Consider the following 15,640-nt stretch of genomic DNA (forward strand, 5'->3'; position numbering starts at 1 on the left):
ACGTTTCCGGAATGCGTGTAGGAAAGGGGTATTCAACCAGTGAGTTCGTTCCTACAGGAGCTTCTGCAAATCCTCCACCGGCAGCGGCCGGCTATGCAGGTAACCCTGGTAGAGATGGCAGCCCAGGCCTTGCAGGAACTCCAGTTGTTCCAGGGTCTCCACCCCTTCGGCGATGATCTTCAGTTCCAGGCTGCGTGCCATGGCGACGATGGCGCGGATGATCTCGGCGTCGTTGGGGTCGGTGGTGGCGTCGCGGATGAATGACTGGTCGATTTTCAGGGTGTCGACCGGCAGGCGCTTGAGGTAGGTCAGCGAGGAGTAACCGGTGCCGAAATCATCCATGGCAAAGCTCACGCCGAGCTTTTTCAGGCGCAGCATCTTGTTGATGGTGTCTTCCAGGTTCTGGATGACGATGCCTTCGGTGATTTCCAGTTTCAGCAGCGAGCAGGGCAGGCCGTAGGTGGCGAGGCTGCTTTCGATGCGCTCGACGAAGTCGTTCTGGCGGAACTGGCGCGGGCTGATGTTGACGCACAGGCTGAATTCCAATGGGTCCACCAGGCCATCGGCGATCAGTTTCTTGAAGGCCTGGCAGGCTTCGTCGACGATCCAGGTGCCGACCTCGAGGATCAGTCCGCTGTCTTCCAGGACCTTGATGAATTCGGTGGGCGACTGTGCGCCGAGCTCCGGATGGTTCCAGCGCACCAGCGCTTCGGCACCGACGATGCGGTTGTCCCGGGCGTCCACCTGCGGTTGGTAATGCACGCGAAACTCACCGCGCGACAGCGCCAAGCGCAGGTCGGTTTCCATGCGCAGGCGTTCGCTCGCGGCCTTCTGCATGGTGTTGTGGTACATCTGCGCGGTATTGCGCCCCGAATCCTTGGCCCGATAAAGAGCGATGTCGGCGCGCTTGAGCAAGTCCGTCGGCGTCGAGCCGTGGTCGGGAATCAAGGCAATGCCGATACTCGGCGTCACCTGCAGGCGCTGGCCGTCGAGGAACATCGGCTCGGACAGCAGCTCACGAATGGTATCGGCCAGCTCGCGGACCTGATCGCTGACCTCGTTGCGCGTGCCTTCGAGGCCGCTGAGCAACACCACGAATTCATCACCGCCCAGGCGCGCGACGGTGTCTTCCATGCGCACGCTGGCTTCCAGGCGCGCGGTGATGATTTTCAGCACCGTATCGCCCACCGGATGGCCGAGGGAATCGTTGATGTGCTTGAAGTGGTCGAGGTCGAGGAACATCAAGGCGCCGCGCAGGTTGTGGCGTTTGAGCAGGGCAATTTGCTGGCTCAGGCGATCCATCAGCAGGGCGCGGTTGGGCAAGTTGGTCAAGGGGTCGTGGTAGGCCAGGTGGCGGATCTGCGCCTCGGCGTTTTTCAGCAGGCTGACGTCCCGTGCGGTCAACAGCAGGCACGCGGTTTCGTTGAGAGTGATCGGTTCTACCGAGACCTCGACCGTCAGCAACTCGCCGCGCTTGTTGCGTCCGAGCATCTCCAGGTGATGCACCCGGCCCTTGATCTGCAGTTCGGCCAGCAACGTCGAGCGTTGTTTCTCTTCGGCCCAGATTCCCACCTGGTACACCGTACGGCCGATCACTTCGTCGGCGCGGTAGCCGGTCAGGCGGCAGAAACCGTCGTTGACCTCCAGATAGCGTCCGGTATCGCGTTCAGTGATGGTGATGGCGTCGGGGCTGGAGTGGAAGGCCTTGGCGAACTTCTCTTCGCTGGCCTTGAGCGCCGCTTCCGAGCGTTGCTGTTGGGTGATGTCGCGCAAGGTGGTGACGACGCACGGCTGCTCGCTGACGCTGATCTGGCGGCTGGAAATCACGCAGGTCAGCGACTGCCCGTCCTTGTGCTGGACGAGGATCGCGACATTGTTCAGGCCTTGCTCGCGGATCACCTGTTCGATCCGCTGCAGGCTTTTTGCCGAGGCGTCCCACAGGCCGATTTCGTCGGCGCTGCGTCCGATCACATCGGCGGCGCTCCAGCCGAAGGTCTGGGTGAAGCTGGAGTTGATCTCGATGAACTGCCCGGTGTCCTGGCGTGTCACGCAGATCGGGTCCGGGCTGACCTGGAACAGGGTGGCGAATTTCTCTTCGGAGGCCACCAGGCGCTGTTCGCGCTCGACCTGGTCGGTGATGTCGAGCAGGGTGCCGGCCATGCGCAAGGGCACGCCGTTTTCATCGCGGTAGAGGCGGGCGCGGCTTTCCAGGTAGCGTGAAGTGCCGTCCGCCAGTTGCACTCGATAGGTCAGCTGATAGTTGCCGGCCGGGCCTTCACGCAGGCTGCGGTAGGCATCGCGCATGCTGTTGCGTTCTTCGCCGGGCACGCCTTCGAAAAACTCGTCGAAGGATTCATGGAAAGGCTTGGCCTCCATGCCATGCAACTGGGCGGCGCGGGCCGAGCCATACAGCATGCCGCTGGGAATGTGCCAGTCCCAGGTGCCCAGTTGCGCCGAGTCCAGGGCCAGGTCGAGACGCTCCTGGCTGTCCTTGAGAGCGTGTTCGGCGGCCTTGCGTTCGGTGGTGTCGAGGAAGGTGCTGAGTAGATAAGGCTGGCCTTCGAGTTCGACTTTTTGCGCACTGAGGATGCCATCGTGGATCTGCCCGTTGCTGGCGCGAAACTGCACCTCCATGCTGGTCAGTTCGCCCTTGGCCTTGGTGGCCTTGACCAGTTGCGCACGTTGTTCGGGGTGCACCCACAGACCCAGTTCCAGCGTGGTCCGGCCGATCGCGTCCTGGACCGGCCAGCCGAACAGGCTTTCGAAATACTGGTTGGCTTCGGTGATCAGGCCGTCTTCCTGGCGCGTCAGCAGGACCATGTTCGGGCACAGGTGAAACAGCGTGGCGAATCGTTTCTCCGAACTGCTCAGCGCCTGTTCGCGCTGGCGTTGATGGGTGATTTCGCGGATCACGCCAATCATTCGTGGGCGGCCGTGCTTGTCCGGCAGCAGGCTGCCGCTGATCTCCAGCCAGTGCAGGCTGCCGTCGGGCCAGCGAACGCGATGGTGCATCGCTTGCTCCAGCGGCGCGCCGCCGATCACGGCATGGAAGGCGCGAAGGGTCTTGGCCCGATCTTCCACAGGCAACAAATCAAGGTATTCCAGGTCGGCCGGCAACGGTTGCCGGGGATCGAAGCCGAACAGCGCCTGGGTGCCCCGGGACCAGCTGATCTGCCCACGCTCGATGTCCCAATACCAGGCACCCAGGCGCGCGCCGTTGAGCGCGGCCAGCAGTTGCGAGGCACTTTCCCAGCTCTGTTCGGAGCTTTTTGGGTCGAGCGCCTGGATGCGCGGCATCGGCGGAATACGGTCAACAGATTTCGGCATTGGCAAGCCTTGGGCTGAATTGGGTCTCGGGTACAGGAATTCGCGGCTCTATAGGAGTAGCACAAGTTAGCCTTGAGTCCCTGGCAGATCGATCTGGCCATCCAGCAAGGCCATGAAAGCCCGTGCTGCATTCGATAGCGTCCTTTCAGTGTGCAGGATATAGCCTAGCTGGCGAGTCAGTTGTATGCCCGGCAAAGGTATTCGCGCAACCTGGTCATCGAGCATGGTGCGAGGCAGGACACTCCAGGCCAGGCCGATCGACACCATCATCTTGATGGTTTCCAGGTAATTGGTGCTCATGGCGATATTCGGTGTCAGGCCCTGGGCTTCGAACAGGCGCTGGACGATGTGGTGGGTAAAGGTATTGCCGCCGGGAAACACCGCCGGGTGGCGGGCGATGTCCGCGAGGCTGACCTTGCCATTGTTGAGCAACGAATGCTCGGGGGCGACCACGAAGTCCAGCGGGTCGTCCCACACGGGCGTCGCCTTGACCAGGGCGTGGGGTTCCGGCGCCAGGGTGATCACCGCCAGTTCGGCCCTTCCGTGGAGGATTTCTTCGTAGGCCACTTCCGAGTCGAGAAACTGGATGTCCAGCGCCACCTCGGGATAGCGTCGGGTGAACTCCCTTAATAAGGGCGGCAAACGGTGCAGGCCGATGTGGTGACTGGTGGCCAGGGTCAGACGACCGCTCACCTCCCCGGTGAGGTTGGTCAGGGCGCGGCGCGTATCATCGAGGACATTCAAAATCTGGTAGGCCCGGGGCAGCAGGGCGCGGCCGGCTTCGGTCAGGCCGACTTCACGGCCCAGCCGATCGAATAGCCGCACCTTCAGTTGCTGCTCCAGCCCGGCGATGCGCTTGCTGATCGCCGGCTGAGTCAGGTGCAACCGTTCTCCCGCGCCGGAGAAGCTTCCCGTCTCGGCGATGGCTATAAAAGCGTTGAGGTTGGCCAGGTCCATACTCGTATTCCAGTTGGTTATCCAAAGCATAAAAAATATGAATTTGAGTTATTTAATGTAACCCCATAGGATCAGCCTCACAAGCCAAGGGGTTATTGAATCGCTCAAGACCCAGGGCATAGAAAGAAGCTGATGAGGAAACCGTCTGATGGCCGGCAAAACGCTCTACGACAAGCTCTGGGATTCGCATTTGGTCAAGCAGCGCGACGATGGCTCCGCGCTGATCTACATCGATCGTCACATCATCCATGAAGTGACCTCGCCACAAGCCTTCGAAGGCCTGCGGCTGGCCGGGCGCAAGCCATGGCGCATCGATGCCAATATCGCGACCCCGGACCACAACGTACCGACCACCCCTGAGCGCAAGGGCGGCATCGCTGCCATTGCCGACGAGGTTTCGCGTTTGCAGGTCCAGACCCTCGACGATAACTGCGATGAATACGGCATCGTCGAATTCAAGATGAACGACGTCCGCCAAGGCATCGTGCACGTCATCGGCCCGGAGCAGGGGGCAACCTTGCCGGGCATGACCGTGGTCTGCGGCGACTCCCATACTTCGACCCACGGCGCGTTTGGTGCCCTGGCCCACGGTATCGGCACCTCCGAGGTCGAGCACGTGCTCGCTACCCAGTGCCTGGTCGCCAAGAAAATGAAGAACATGCTGGTGTTGGTCGAAGGCCAATTGCCGTTCGGCGTGACCGCCAAGGACATCGTCCTCGCCGTGATCGGCAAGATCGGCACCGCTGGCGGTAACGGCCACGCCATCGAGTTTGCCGGCAGCGCGATTCGCGACCTGTCCGTCGAAGGCCGCATGACCATCTGCAACATGTCCATCGAGGCCGGTGCCCGCGTTGGCCTGGTGGCCGCCGATGAAAAAACCGTGGCTTACGTGAAGGGTCGTCCATTCGCCCCGAAAGGCGCGGAATGGGACCTGGCTGTCGAGGCGTGGAAAGACCTGGTTTCTGATAAAGACGCCAAGTTCGACACCATCGTTGAGCTCGACGCGACCCAGATCAAGCCGCAAGTCAGCTGGGGCACTTCGCCTGAGATGGTGTTGGCGGTGGATCAGAACGTGCCGGACCCGGCGAAGGAAATGGACCTGGTCAAACGCGATTCGATCGTGCGCGCCTTGAAATACATGGGTTTGACCGCCAATCAGGCGATCACAGACATTCAGCTTGATCGCGTGTTCATCGGCTCCTGCACCAACTCGCGGATCGAAGACTTGCGCGCCGCGGCGGTGATCGCCAAGGGCCGCAAAGTGGCCTCGACCATCAAGCAGGCGATCGTGGTACCGGGCTCGGGCCTGGTGAAGGCGCAGGCCGAAGCCGAAGGTCTGGACAAAATCTTCCTTGAAGCCGGTTTTGAGTGGCGCGAGCCGGGTTGCTCGATGTGCCTGGCGATGAACCCGGACCGTTTGGAAAGTGGCGAGCATTGCGCTTCCACTTCGAACCGTAACTTCGAAGGCCGTCAGGGCGCTGGTGGCCGTACCCACCTCGTCAGCCCGGCCATGGCCGCGGCCGCCGCTGTGAACGGTCGTTTCGTCGACGTCCGTGAATTGATCTAAAGGAGCGCAGCATGAAAGCTTTTACCCAGCACACTGGACTTGTCGCGCCTCTGGATCGTGCCAACGTCGACACCGACCAGATCATCCCGAAGCAGTTCCTGAAGTCGATCAAGCGCACCGGTTTCGGCCCGAACCTGTTCGATGAGTGGCGCTACCTGGATGTGGGCCAGCCTTATCAGGACAACTCCAAGCGCCCGCTGAACCAGGACTTCGTCCTCAACGCCGAGCGTTACCAAGGCGCCAGCGTGCTGCTGGCCCGCGAGAACTTCGGATGCGGCTCCAGCCGCGAGCACGCGCCATGGGCGCTGGAAGAATACGGTTTTCGCAGCATCATCGCGCCGAGCTATGCCGACATCTTCTTCAACAACAGCTTCAAGAACGGCTTGCTGCCGATCATCTTGAGCGATGCCGAAGTCGATGAGCTGTTCCAGCAGGTCGAGGCCAATCCGGGCTACCAGTTGCAGATCGATCTGCAGGCCCAGACCGTGACCCGCCCGGACGGCAAGGTCTTGAACTTTGAAATCGATGCCTTCCGCAAGCACTGCCTGCTCAATGGCCTGGACGATATCGGCCTGACTTTGCAGGACCATGAAGCGATTGCAGCGTTTGAAGCCAAGCATCGGGCGAGCCAGCCGTGGTTGTTTCGCGACGCGTAAGAATTGATTTAGGCCGAGCCGGCCCCATCGCCGGCAGGCCAGCTCCCACAGGTATTGTGTACGCCGCAAATCCCTGTAGGAGCTGGCTTGCCAGCGATGAGGGCCGGGCAAACACCACAAGGCTACCCCACAAAAGGAAGTCCCCATGACCAGCACCGCCCAGCACACCCAGGTAGTCCAGAAGCAATTCGGTGAACAGGCTTCGGCCTACCTGAGCAGCGCCGTACATGCTCAAGGCACTGAGTTCGCGCTGCTACAGGCTGAGTTGGCCGGGCAGGGCGATGCGCGAGTCCTGGACCTGGGCTGCGGCGCCGGGCACGTGAGTTTTCACGTCGCCTCGCTGGTCAAGGAAGTGGTGGCCTACGACCTGTCGCAGCAGATGCTCGATGTGGTGGCGACCGCTGCCATCGATCGGGGTTTGAACAACGTCACCACGGTCAACGGCGCCGCCGAGCGCCTGCCGTTCGCCGATGGCGAGTTCGACTTCGTATTCAGCCGTTATTCGGCGCACCACTGGAGCGATCTCGGCCTGGCCCTGCGGGAAGTGCGGCGGGTATTGAAGCCGGGCGGTGTCGCGGCATTCGTCGATGTGTTGTCACCGGGCAGTCCATTGTTCGACACTTACCTGCAAAGCGTTGAAGTGCTGCGCGACACCAGCCATGTGCGCGACTATAGCGCCGGTGAGTGGCTGCGCCAGGTCAGTGAGGCCGGGCTGCATACCCGCAGCACCACCCGCCAGCGGCTGCGCCTGGAATACAACTCCTGGGTCGAGCGCATGCGCACGCCACAGGTGATGCGCGCGGCGATCCGCGAATTACAGCAGTCGATGGGCAACGAAGTACGCGAATATTTTGAGATTGAAGCCGATGGTTCGTTCAGTACCGATGTTCTGGTCCTGATGGCTGAACGATAGAATTTTCCGGGTGCGCCTGAGGGCGCACCGACTGATGACATGAGGAACGCATGAGCAAGCAGATTCTGATTCTCCCAGGTGACGGTATTGGCCCGGAAATCATGGCCGAAGCGGTCAAGGTGCTGGAATTGGCCAGTGACAAGTTCGCCCTGGGCTTCGAACTGAGCCACGACGTAATCGGCGGCGCGGCCATCGACAAGCACGGCGTGCCTTTGGCCGATGAAACCCTGGAACGTGCCCGCGCCGCCGACGCCGTGCTGCTGGGCGCGGTGGGCGGCCCGAAATGGGACACCATCGAGCGTGACATCCGCCCTGAGCGCGGCCTGCTGAAAATCCGTGCGCAACTGGGCCTGTTCGGCAACCTGCGTCCGGCGATCCTGTACCCGCAACTGGCCGATGCCTCCAGCCTGAAGCCGGAAATCGTTGCCGGCCTGGACATCCTGATCGTTCGCGAGCTGACCGGCGGTATCTACTTCGGCGCGCCACGCGGCACCCGCACTCTGGAAAACGGCGAGCGTCAGTCCTACGACACCCTGCCGTACAGCGAAAGCGAAATCCGCCGCATCGCCCGTGTCGGTTTCGACATGGCCATGGTCCGCGGCAAGAAGCTCTGCTCGGTGGACAAGGCCAACGTACTGGCCTCCAGCCAGCTGTGGCGTGAAATCGTCGAGGAAGTGGCCAAGGACTACCCGCAGGTCGAATTGAGCCACATGTACGTCGACAACGCCGCCATGCAACTGGTGCGCGCACCGAAGCAGTTCGACGTGATCGTCACCGACAACATGTTTGGCGATATCCTGTCCGACCAGGCGTCGATGCTCACCGGTTCCATCGGCATGCTGCCGTCGGCGTCCCTGGACACCAATAACAAGGGCATGTACGAGCCGTGCCACGGTTCGGCGCCGGACATCGCGGGCAAAGGCATCGCCAACCCGTTGGCGACCATTTTGTCGGTCTCGATGATGCTGCGCTACAGCTTCAACCAGCAGGCCGCGGCCGATGCCATCGAGAAAGCCGTCAGCCTGGTACTGGACCAGGGCTTGCGCACCGGTGACATCTGGTCGACCGGTTGCACTAAAGTCGGTACGCAGGAAATGGGCGACGCAGTAGTCGCCGCGCTGCGGAATCTGTAATCTCTCGGGCCCGCTGCCACTTTTTACCCCCGGAAGCAGCGGCCCACTTTTCAAGAAGGTGTAGTTGCGATGAAACGTGTAGGTCTGATCGGTTGGCGCGGTATGGTCGGTTCCGTGCTCATGCAGCGGATGCTGGAAGAGCAGGATTTCGATCTTATCGAGCCGGTGTTTTTCACCACTTCCAATGTCGGTGGCCAAGGCCCGTCCGTGGGCAAGGACATTGCTCCGCTCAAGGACGCTTACAGCATTGAAGAGCTGAAAACCCTCGACGTGATCCTGACCTGCCAGGGTGGCGACTACACCAGCGAAGTGTTCCCGAAACTGCGCGAAGCCGGCTGGCAGGGTTACTGGATCGACGCCGCTTCCAGCCTGCGCATGCAGGATGACGCGGTCATCGTGCTGGACCCGGTCAACCGTAAGGTCATCGACCAGCAGCTGGACGCGGGTACCAAGAACTACATCGGCGGCAACTGCACCGTCAGCCTGATGCTGATGGGCCTGGGTGGTCTGTTCGAGGCCGGCCTGGTGGAGTGGATGAGCGCCATGACCTATCAGGCGGCATCCGGTGCCGGCGCGCAGAACATGCGTGAGCTGATCAAGCAGATGGGCGCGACCCATGCCGCTGTCGCCGATCAACTGGCCGATCCGGCCAGCGCGATCCTCGACATCGACCGTCGTGTGGCCGAAGCCATGCGCAGTGACGCGTACCCGACCGAAAACTTCGGTGTACCGCTGGCCGGCAGCCTGATCCCGTGGATCGACAAGGAGCTGCCGAACGGTCAGAGCCGCGAAGAGTGGAAGGCCCAGGCCGAAACCAACAAGATCCTCGGTCGCTTCAAGAGTCCGATCCCGGTGGATGGCATCTGTGTGCGCATCGGCGCCATGCGCTGCCACAGCCAGGCGCTGACCATCAAGCTGAACAAGGACGTGCCGATCGCCGATATCGAAGGGCTGATCAGCCAGCACAACCCTTGGGTCAAGCTGGTGCCGAACAACCGCGAAACCAGCATTCAGGAGCTGAGCCCGAACAAGGTCACCGGCACCCTGAACATCCCGGTAGGCCGTCTGCGCAAGCTGAACATGGGCTCGCAGTTCGTCGGCGCGTTCACCGTTGGCGACCAGTTGCTGTGGGGCGCGGCCGAACCGCTGCGTCGCATGCTGCGGATCCTGCTCGAGCGTTGATCGGTTGAGGCAATGAAAAAACCCGCGCCTTGCAAGAGGCGCGGGTTTTTTCATGCCGGGTTTCTCGGTTGTCTGGTCTGGCCCCATCGCTGGCAAGCCAGCCGCAATCCCTGTAGGAGCTGGCTTGCCAGCGAAGGGGCCATAACAGGCGCCGAAGGGCTCGCCCGAATTGCCTGTACATCCACCACCCGGTAAAGTGCCGCTCCCCCCGTTTCGCCAGAGGTAAAACCCATGAGCCAGACCATTGATATTGCCGTGATCGGCGCCACCGGTACTGTCGGCGAAACGCTGGTGCAGATTCTCGAAGAGCGCGATTTCCCGATCGGCACCCTGCATTTACTGGCCAGCAGCGAATCCGCCGGCAGTTCGGTGCCCTATCGCGGCAAGAACGTGCGGGTGCGCGAAGTCGATGAGTTCGATTTCAGCAAGGTTCAGCTAGTGTTTTTTGCCGCCGGTCCCGCCGTGACATTGAGTTATGCCGCCCGTGCCACCGCCGCCGGTTGCTCGCTGATCGACCTCTCCGGCGCCTTGCCGGCCAACCAGGCGCCCCAGGTGGTCCCGGAAGCGAATGCGCAAGTGCTGGCCGGCCTGAAAAAGCCGTTCCAGGTCAGCAGTCCGAGCCCGTCGGCCACCACCTTGGCGGTGGTGCTCGCCCCCTTGCTGGGTTTGCTCGATCTGCAGCGCATCAACCTGACCGCCAGCCTGGCGGTGTCTGCCCAGGGGCGTGAAGCCGTGACCGAGCTGGCCCGGCAAACCGCCGAACTGCTGAATGTGCGCCCTCTGGAGCCGACCTTCTTTGACCGGCAGATGGCATTCAACCTGCTGGCCCAGGTCGGCAAGCCGGACGAGCAGGGCCATACCGTGCTGGAAAAGCGCCTGGTGCGTGAGCTGCGTCAAGTCATGGCGCTGCCTTCTTTGAAGATTTCCGTGACTTGCATTCAAGCCCCGGTGTTTTTTGGCGATAGCTATAGCGTGACCCTGCAGTCCGCGAGCGACATCGACCTGGCAAAGGTCAACGCTGCGCTCGAAGATGCTCCCGGTATTGAGCTGGTGGAAGCCGGTGACTACCCGACAGCGGTCGGTGACGCGGTGGGGCAGGATGTGGTCTACGTTGGTCGGGTGCGCTTGGGGATCGACGAACCGTCGGAACTTAATCTGTGGCTGACGTCAGATAACGTACGCAAAGGCGCGGCCCTCAATGCTGTGCAGCTGGCCGAGTTGTTGATAAAAGACCTGCTGTAAAAGATACTTCCAAACGAGCGCCATGCTTGGCCGTATTGCCGAAGGCGAGCCACCCTGCAGGGCATTGCAGGGCATGCATGAAACGATCGCGCGCGGCGACCTTCGCCCGCGCGCAATGCCTTACGGCAGCGGCTATCTACCTCGCTGGCCGAGGAATGTAAAAACTAAGGATAAGCTATGGTTCAAGTTCGCAAACTGGTGTTAGCAATAGCGGCCGCCTCGGCGCTGTCCTCCGGTATGGCGCATGCCCTCGGGCTCGGGGAACTGACCCTGAAATCGACGCTGAACCAGCCGCTGGTGGCGGAAATCGAGTTGCTCGACGTCAAGGAACTCACCGCTGCCGAAGTGGTGCCGAGCCTGGCTTCGCCTGAAGATTTCGCCAAGGCCGGTGTTGACCGCCAGGCGTTTCTCAACGACCTGACCTTTACTCCGGTGCTTAACGCCAGCGGTAAAAGCATCCTGCGCGTGACCTCCAGCAAGCCCCTGACCGAACCGATGGTGAAATTCCTGGTTCAGGTGATGTGGCCCAACGGTCGCCTGCTGCGCGATTACAGCGTGCTGCTCGATCCGTCCAAATTCTCGCCGCAGACCGCTGACGCGGCTGCGCAGTCTGCACCAGTTCAAACCGGTACGACGCCCGTCACCGGTGCGACCAAGCCGGCCGAATACACCACCACAAAGCGCGATACCCTGTGGGAAATCGCCGCGAAGGCGCGCAATGGCGGTTCGATCCAGCAAACCATGCTGGCCATCCAGGCCCTGAACCCGGATGCCTTCATCGATGGCAACATCAACCGGCTCAAGACCGGCCAGGTGCTGCGTCTGCCGGATCAGGCACAAACCACGAACTTGCCGCAAGCCAAGGCCGTCGCCGAAGTGGCTGCACAAAACACCGCCTGGCGCCAGGGGCGTCGTTATGTCGCCAAGCCCGGTACTGGCCAGCAGCAGCTCGATGCGACCAATCGCGGTCGCGGTGACGCACCATCGGCGCAAGCCGCCCAGGACAAGCTGAGCCTGGTTTCCGCCGAGTCCGGTAAAGCCCGGGGCAAGGGCGCCGCGGGCGACGCCAAGGCCTTGAACAACCAGCTGGCGGTGACCCAGGAAAGCCTCGATACCAAGCGCCGTGACAGCGCTGAACTGAAAAGCCGCATGACCGATCTGCAAAGCCAGATGGACAAGCTGCAACGCCTCATCGAGCTGAAGAACAACCAGCTGGCCAAATTGCAGGCCGAAGGCGCGGCTGGCGCACCAGCGGAGACGGCGACCGCCGCGGCGATCCCGGCTGAGCTGGCGACCGATCCTGCGGCAACGCCTGTCGAAGCACCGGCCTCCGTCCCAGCCGAAACGCCGGCCCCGGCTGCGGCGACGCCTGAAGCGGCTGCGGCCCCGGCTCCCGCCGAAACCCCGATCGAACCGACGCCTGCGGCCTCCGACGATCAGAAGTTCAATGAGCTGCTGACCAATCCGTGGCTGCTGGGGCTGGCGGGTGGCGGGGCCGTGGTGGTGCTGCTGTTGCTGCTGTTGCTGGCCCGTCGCCGCAAAGCCCAGCAGGAAGCCGAGAAACATCTGCGCATGGCCCGCGCCCTGGCCGAAGAGCAGGAGTTCTCCAGCGAGCTTGACCTGTCTAAAGGCATCTTCGAGGACCTGGACGTCGAGCCGCCGACCCCGAAACTGGCCACGGCACCTGCTCCAGCGCCAGAACCTGCCCCGGTGATTGCCCCGGTCGTGGTCACGCCGCCGATTGCCGCGCCGCTGGTATCGCCCGCCGCCGAGCATTGCGATGACGTGCTGGGTCGGGCGCAGTCGCACATCGACGGCGGTCGCCTGAATCAGGCTGCCGCGCTGCTGGAGGAGGGCGTCAAGCAGGAGCCGCAACGCAGCGATTTGCGCCTCAAGCTGATGGAAGTCTACGGTTTGCAGGGTGACCGCGACGCGTTCGTGGTCCAGGAGCGGCAGTTGGTGGCCAATGGCGACAACTATGCCCAGGTCGAAAAACTCAAGAGCCGTTTCCCGGCCATGGCCATGGTCGCTGTCGGCGGTATTGCCGCTGCAGCCGCCGCAGCCGAGCTGGACGCGCAGTACGTCAAGGACCTGTTGCTCGACGAGCCGCAGGCGCCGGCCGCGGTCGATGACGATTTCGACAGCGCCTTCGACCTGAGCCTGGATGACCTGGAAAATGTCACGCCTGTAACGGTTGCGCCAGCGCCGGAGCCAGCACCGGAGCCGGAGCCGGAGCCGGAAGCAACCCTGGCCGATCTGGAAGACTTCCCGCAGGACGATGACCTGAGTTTCGAGTCGGTCCTGCAGCAGCAGACTGAAATCAAGGAAAACCTTGATGACCTGTCGGAGTTCGACCTGGACATGGACCTCGGTGGCGAGCCTTCGCCGGCGATCCTGGCCGAGGACGATTTCCTGCTGAGCCTGGATGAAGACGTCAAGGACCTGCCGGCCGCTCCAGCGCCGCAAGTGCCACAAGTGGCCCTGGACGATCTGGACTTGCCGGCCGATTTCGACTTGTCGCTGGCCGATGAAATGGACGAAACGCCGCCTGCGCAGGCGTTCAGCACTGAGCTGGATGACGTCAGCGCCGAACTGGACGACCTGTCCCGGAGCATCAGCGAGCCGAGCTTCACGGTAGATGACGCCCTGGCCACCGTGGATGATGAGCCGGAATTCGATTTCCTGTCCGGCACCGACGAAGTCGCCACCAAGCTCGACCTGGCCCAGGCCTACATCGACATGGGCGACAACGATGGCGCCCGCGACATCCTCAACGAGGTGGTGACCGAAGGTGACGACGGCCAGAAGAGCGAAGCCAGGGAGATGCTGGCGCGTCTGGCTTGAGTCATTTGTTGCAAGCAGAACGGCAGCCCATTGAGGCTGCCGTTTTTGTTTGCGGGTGATGTGATGGTGTCTGTGGTGCCGCTATCGCCAGCAGGCTGGCTCCCACATTCAAGCCGGCGACACCCATCCCCTGTGGGAGCCAGCCTGCTGGCGATGGGGCCATTCCATTCGCCACAGTCCCGTCTGTTGTACTGGCGTCCTCCTCCTACGGCCTTATAATGCCCCCCTTTGCGCACATCAGCAGGCTGTCACTCCTTGGCAAACATAGATAACCCGGCCGCCGAAATGGCGGCCGACGGCTTTTTCCGGATCGCCTTGGGCGTTGAATACAAGGGCTCGCGTTACCGTGGCTGGCAGCGCCAGGCCTCTGGCGTGCTCACGGTGCAGGAAACCCTCGAAAACGCCTTGTCCAAGGTGGCCGACTCGCCCGTTTCGCTGCTCTGCGCCGGGCGCACCGATGCCGGCGTGCACGCCTGTGGCCAAGTGGTGCACTTCGACACGCAGGTCGAGCGGTCGATGAAGGCCTGGGTCATGGGCGCCAATATCAATTTGCCCCACGATGTCAGCGTCAGTTGGGCCAAGGTCATGCCGGCGCATTTTCACGCCCGGTTCAAGGCCATTGCCCGGCGCTATCGCTACGTGATCTACAACGACCAGATCCGTCCGGCGCACCTGAACGAAGAAATCACCTGGAACCACCGCCCACTGGATGTCGAACGCATGGCGGAGGCGGCCCGGTATCTGGTGGGCACCCATGATTTCAGTGCCTTCCGTGCCGGCCAGTGCCAGGCCAAGTCGCCGATCAAGGAGCTTCATCACCTGCGCGTCACGCGCCACGGCAAGATGATCGTGCTGGATATCCGTGCCAGCGCCTTCCTGCACCACATGGTGCGCAACATTGCCGGGGTGCTGATGACCATCGGTGCTGGTGAGCGTCCAGTGGAGTGGATGAAGGAAGTGCTGGAGAGCCGTATTCGCCGTTCCGGCGGGGTGACGGCGCACCCGTTCGGCCTGTATCTGGTGCAGGTCGAGTACCGTGACGAGTTCCAGTTGCCCGAGCGTTATATCGGCCCACATTTCCTCACAGGTTTCAGCGAACTTGACGGCTGACGCCTTCGAGCGCTTTTGTTACCATCCGGGACTTTCTCGGATTTGCCGTGGGGATTTATCGACATGTCAGCCGTTCGCAGCAAGATTTGCGGGATTACCCGCATAGAGGATGCGTTGGCGGCGGTCGAGGCCGGGGCCGATGCCATCGGCTTTGTGTTCTACGCCAAGAGCCCGCGGAACGTGACGTTCCAGCAGGCGCGCGCGATCATCAAGGCGTTGCCGCCGTTCGTCACCACTGTGGGCTTGTTCGTCAACGCCAGCCGTTGCGAGCTGGGAGAAATCCTCGACGCGGTGCCGCTGGACCTGTTGCAGTTCCATGGCGATGAAAGCGCGGCGGACTGCGAGGGCTGGCATCGTCCGTACATCAAGGCGCTGCGGGTCAAGGCGGGGGACGACATCGCGGCGGCTTGCGACGCTTATCCGAGTGCCAGCGGTATTTTGCTCGATGCCTATGTCGAAGGCGTTCCCGGTGGAACCGGCCAGGCATTCGACTGGTCATTGATACCGCAAGGCTTGAGCAAGCCGATCATCCTGGCGGGCGGCCTGACTCCGCAAAACGTCGCCGAGGCGGTGGCGCGGGTTCGTCCTTATGCCGTGGATGTCAGCGGTGGGGTAGAGGCGAGCAAGGGTATCAAGGATCACGCAAAGGTTCAGGCGTTCATCAAGGCAGTCCGTGGCACCCTGATGTGACGGCTGGCAGACTGCCGCC

Annotated in this window: 11 protein-coding genes; 9 read left to right on the forward strand and 2 right to left on the reverse strand. The window is 62.1% G+C overall.

The window, feature by feature from the left end; all coding sequences use genetic code 11:
- Positions 1-51: 51 nt before the first annotated feature.
- Positions 52-3,327 (reverse strand): PAS domain S-box protein, encoded by a 3,276-nt coding sequence (locus ACYP2Q_RS22145; RefSeq protein ID WP_459732464.1) that lies wholly within the window; start codon positions 3,325-3,327, stop codon positions 52-54.
- A gap of 66 nt (positions 3,328-3,393) precedes the next feature.
- A complete protein-coding gene (locus tag ACYP2Q_RS22150; protein ID WP_414919448.1) occupies positions 3,394-4,284 on the reverse strand; it encodes a LysR family transcriptional regulator in 891 nt (296 codons plus the stop codon).
- 148 nt (positions 4,285-4,432) lie between these two features.
- Here ACYP2Q_RS22150 and leuC point away from each other — a divergent pair, with 148 nt between their 5' ends.
- From leuC to ACYP2Q_RS22195, 9 genes are all read left to right on the forward strand, one after another.
- Positions 4,433-5,851 carry a 3-isopropylmalate dehydratase large subunit gene (gene leuC, locus ACYP2Q_RS22155; protein WP_459732465.1) on the forward strand — a complete coding sequence of 473 codons (1,419 nt, stop codon included), beginning with the start codon at positions 4,433-4,435 and terminating at the stop codon, positions 5,849-5,851.
- An 11-nt stretch (positions 5,852-5,862) separates the two neighbouring features.
- Positions 5,863-6,507, forward strand: coding sequence for a 3-isopropylmalate dehydratase small subunit (gene leuD / locus ACYP2Q_RS22160; protein WP_459732466.1), 645 nt, complete (start codon positions 5,863-5,865; stop codon positions 6,505-6,507).
- 145 nt (positions 6,508-6,652) lie between these two features.
- Positions 6,653-7,420, forward strand: coding sequence for a class I SAM-dependent methyltransferase (locus ACYP2Q_RS22165; protein WP_459732468.1), 768 nt, complete (start codon positions 6,653-6,655; stop codon positions 7,418-7,420).
- 50 nt (positions 7,421-7,470) lie between these two features.
- A complete protein-coding gene (gene leuB, locus ACYP2Q_RS22170) occupies positions 7,471-8,553 on the forward strand; it encodes a 3-isopropylmalate dehydrogenase (protein ID WP_459732470.1) in 1,083 nt (360 codons plus the stop codon).
- A gap of 69 nt (positions 8,554-8,622) precedes the next feature.
- Positions 8,623-9,735 (forward strand): aspartate-semialdehyde dehydrogenase, encoded by a 1,113-nt coding sequence (gene asd, locus ACYP2Q_RS22175; RefSeq protein WP_057715575.1) that lies wholly within the window; start codon positions 8,623-8,625, stop codon positions 9,733-9,735.
- A 231-nt stretch (positions 9,736-9,966) separates the two neighbouring features.
- Positions 9,967-10,977: an aspartate-semialdehyde dehydrogenase gene (locus ACYP2Q_RS22180; protein WP_459732472.1), complete on the forward strand. Its 1,011-nt coding sequence runs from the start codon at positions 9,967-9,969 to the stop codon at positions 10,975-10,977.
- A 177-nt stretch (positions 10,978-11,154) separates the two neighbouring features.
- On the forward strand, positions 11,155-13,821 hold the full coding sequence (locus ACYP2Q_RS22185) for a FimV/HubP family polar landmark protein (protein ID WP_459732474.1): 2,667 nt from the start codon (positions 11,155-11,157) through the stop codon (positions 13,819-13,821).
- A 285-nt stretch (positions 13,822-14,106) separates the two neighbouring features.
- Positions 14,107-14,931, forward strand: a complete 825-nt coding sequence (truA, locus tag ACYP2Q_RS22190; protein WP_033039317.1) for a tRNA pseudouridine(38-40) synthase TruA — start codon at positions 14,107-14,109, stop codon at positions 14,929-14,931.
- Positions 14,932-14,994: 63 nt separating this feature from the next.
- On the forward strand, positions 14,995-15,621 hold the full coding sequence (locus ACYP2Q_RS22195) for a phosphoribosylanthranilate isomerase (RefSeq protein ID WP_459732475.1): 627 nt from the start codon (positions 14,995-14,997) through the stop codon (positions 15,619-15,621).
- Positions 15,622-15,640 lie beyond the last annotated feature (19 nt).

It is taken from the genome of Pseudomonas sp. MHK4 (assembly GCF_054600775.1).

Coding starts and splice junctions, on each gene's coding strand:
- ACYP2Q_RS22145 (WP_459732464.1), bottom strand. CDS start 3,327: ATGCCGAAATCTGTTGACCGTATTCCGCCGATGCCGCGCATCCAGGCG.
- ACYP2Q_RS22150 (WP_414919448.1), bottom strand. CDS start 4,284: ATGGACCTGGCCAACCTCAACGCTTTTATAGCCATCGCCGAGACGGGA.
- leuC (WP_459732465.1), top strand. CDS start 4,433: ATGGCCGGCAAAACGCTCTACGACAAGCTCTGGGATTCGCATTTGGTC.
- leuD (WP_459732466.1), top strand. CDS start 5,863: ATGAAAGCTTTTACCCAGCACACTGGACTTGTCGCGCCTCTGGATCGT.
- ACYP2Q_RS22165 (WP_459732468.1), top strand. CDS start 6,653: ATGACCAGCACCGCCCAGCACACCCAGGTAGTCCAGAAGCAATTCGGT.
- leuB (WP_459732470.1), top strand. CDS start 7,471: ATGAGCAAGCAGATTCTGATTCTCCCAGGTGACGGTATTGGCCCGGAA.
- asd (WP_057715575.1), top strand. CDS start 8,623: ATGAAACGTGTAGGTCTGATCGGTTGGCGCGGTATGGTCGGTTCCGTG.
- ACYP2Q_RS22180 (WP_459732472.1), top strand. CDS start 9,967: ATGAGCCAGACCATTGATATTGCCGTGATCGGCGCCACCGGTACTGTC.
- ACYP2Q_RS22185 (WP_459732474.1), top strand. CDS start 11,155: ATGGTTCAAGTTCGCAAACTGGTGTTAGCAATAGCGGCCGCCTCGGCG.
- truA (WP_033039317.1), top strand. CDS start 14,107: ATGGCGGCCGACGGCTTTTTCCGGATCGCCTTGGGCGTTGAATACAAG.
- ACYP2Q_RS22195 (WP_459732475.1), top strand. CDS start 14,995: ATGTCAGCCGTTCGCAGCAAGATTTGCGGGATTACCCGCATAGAGGAT.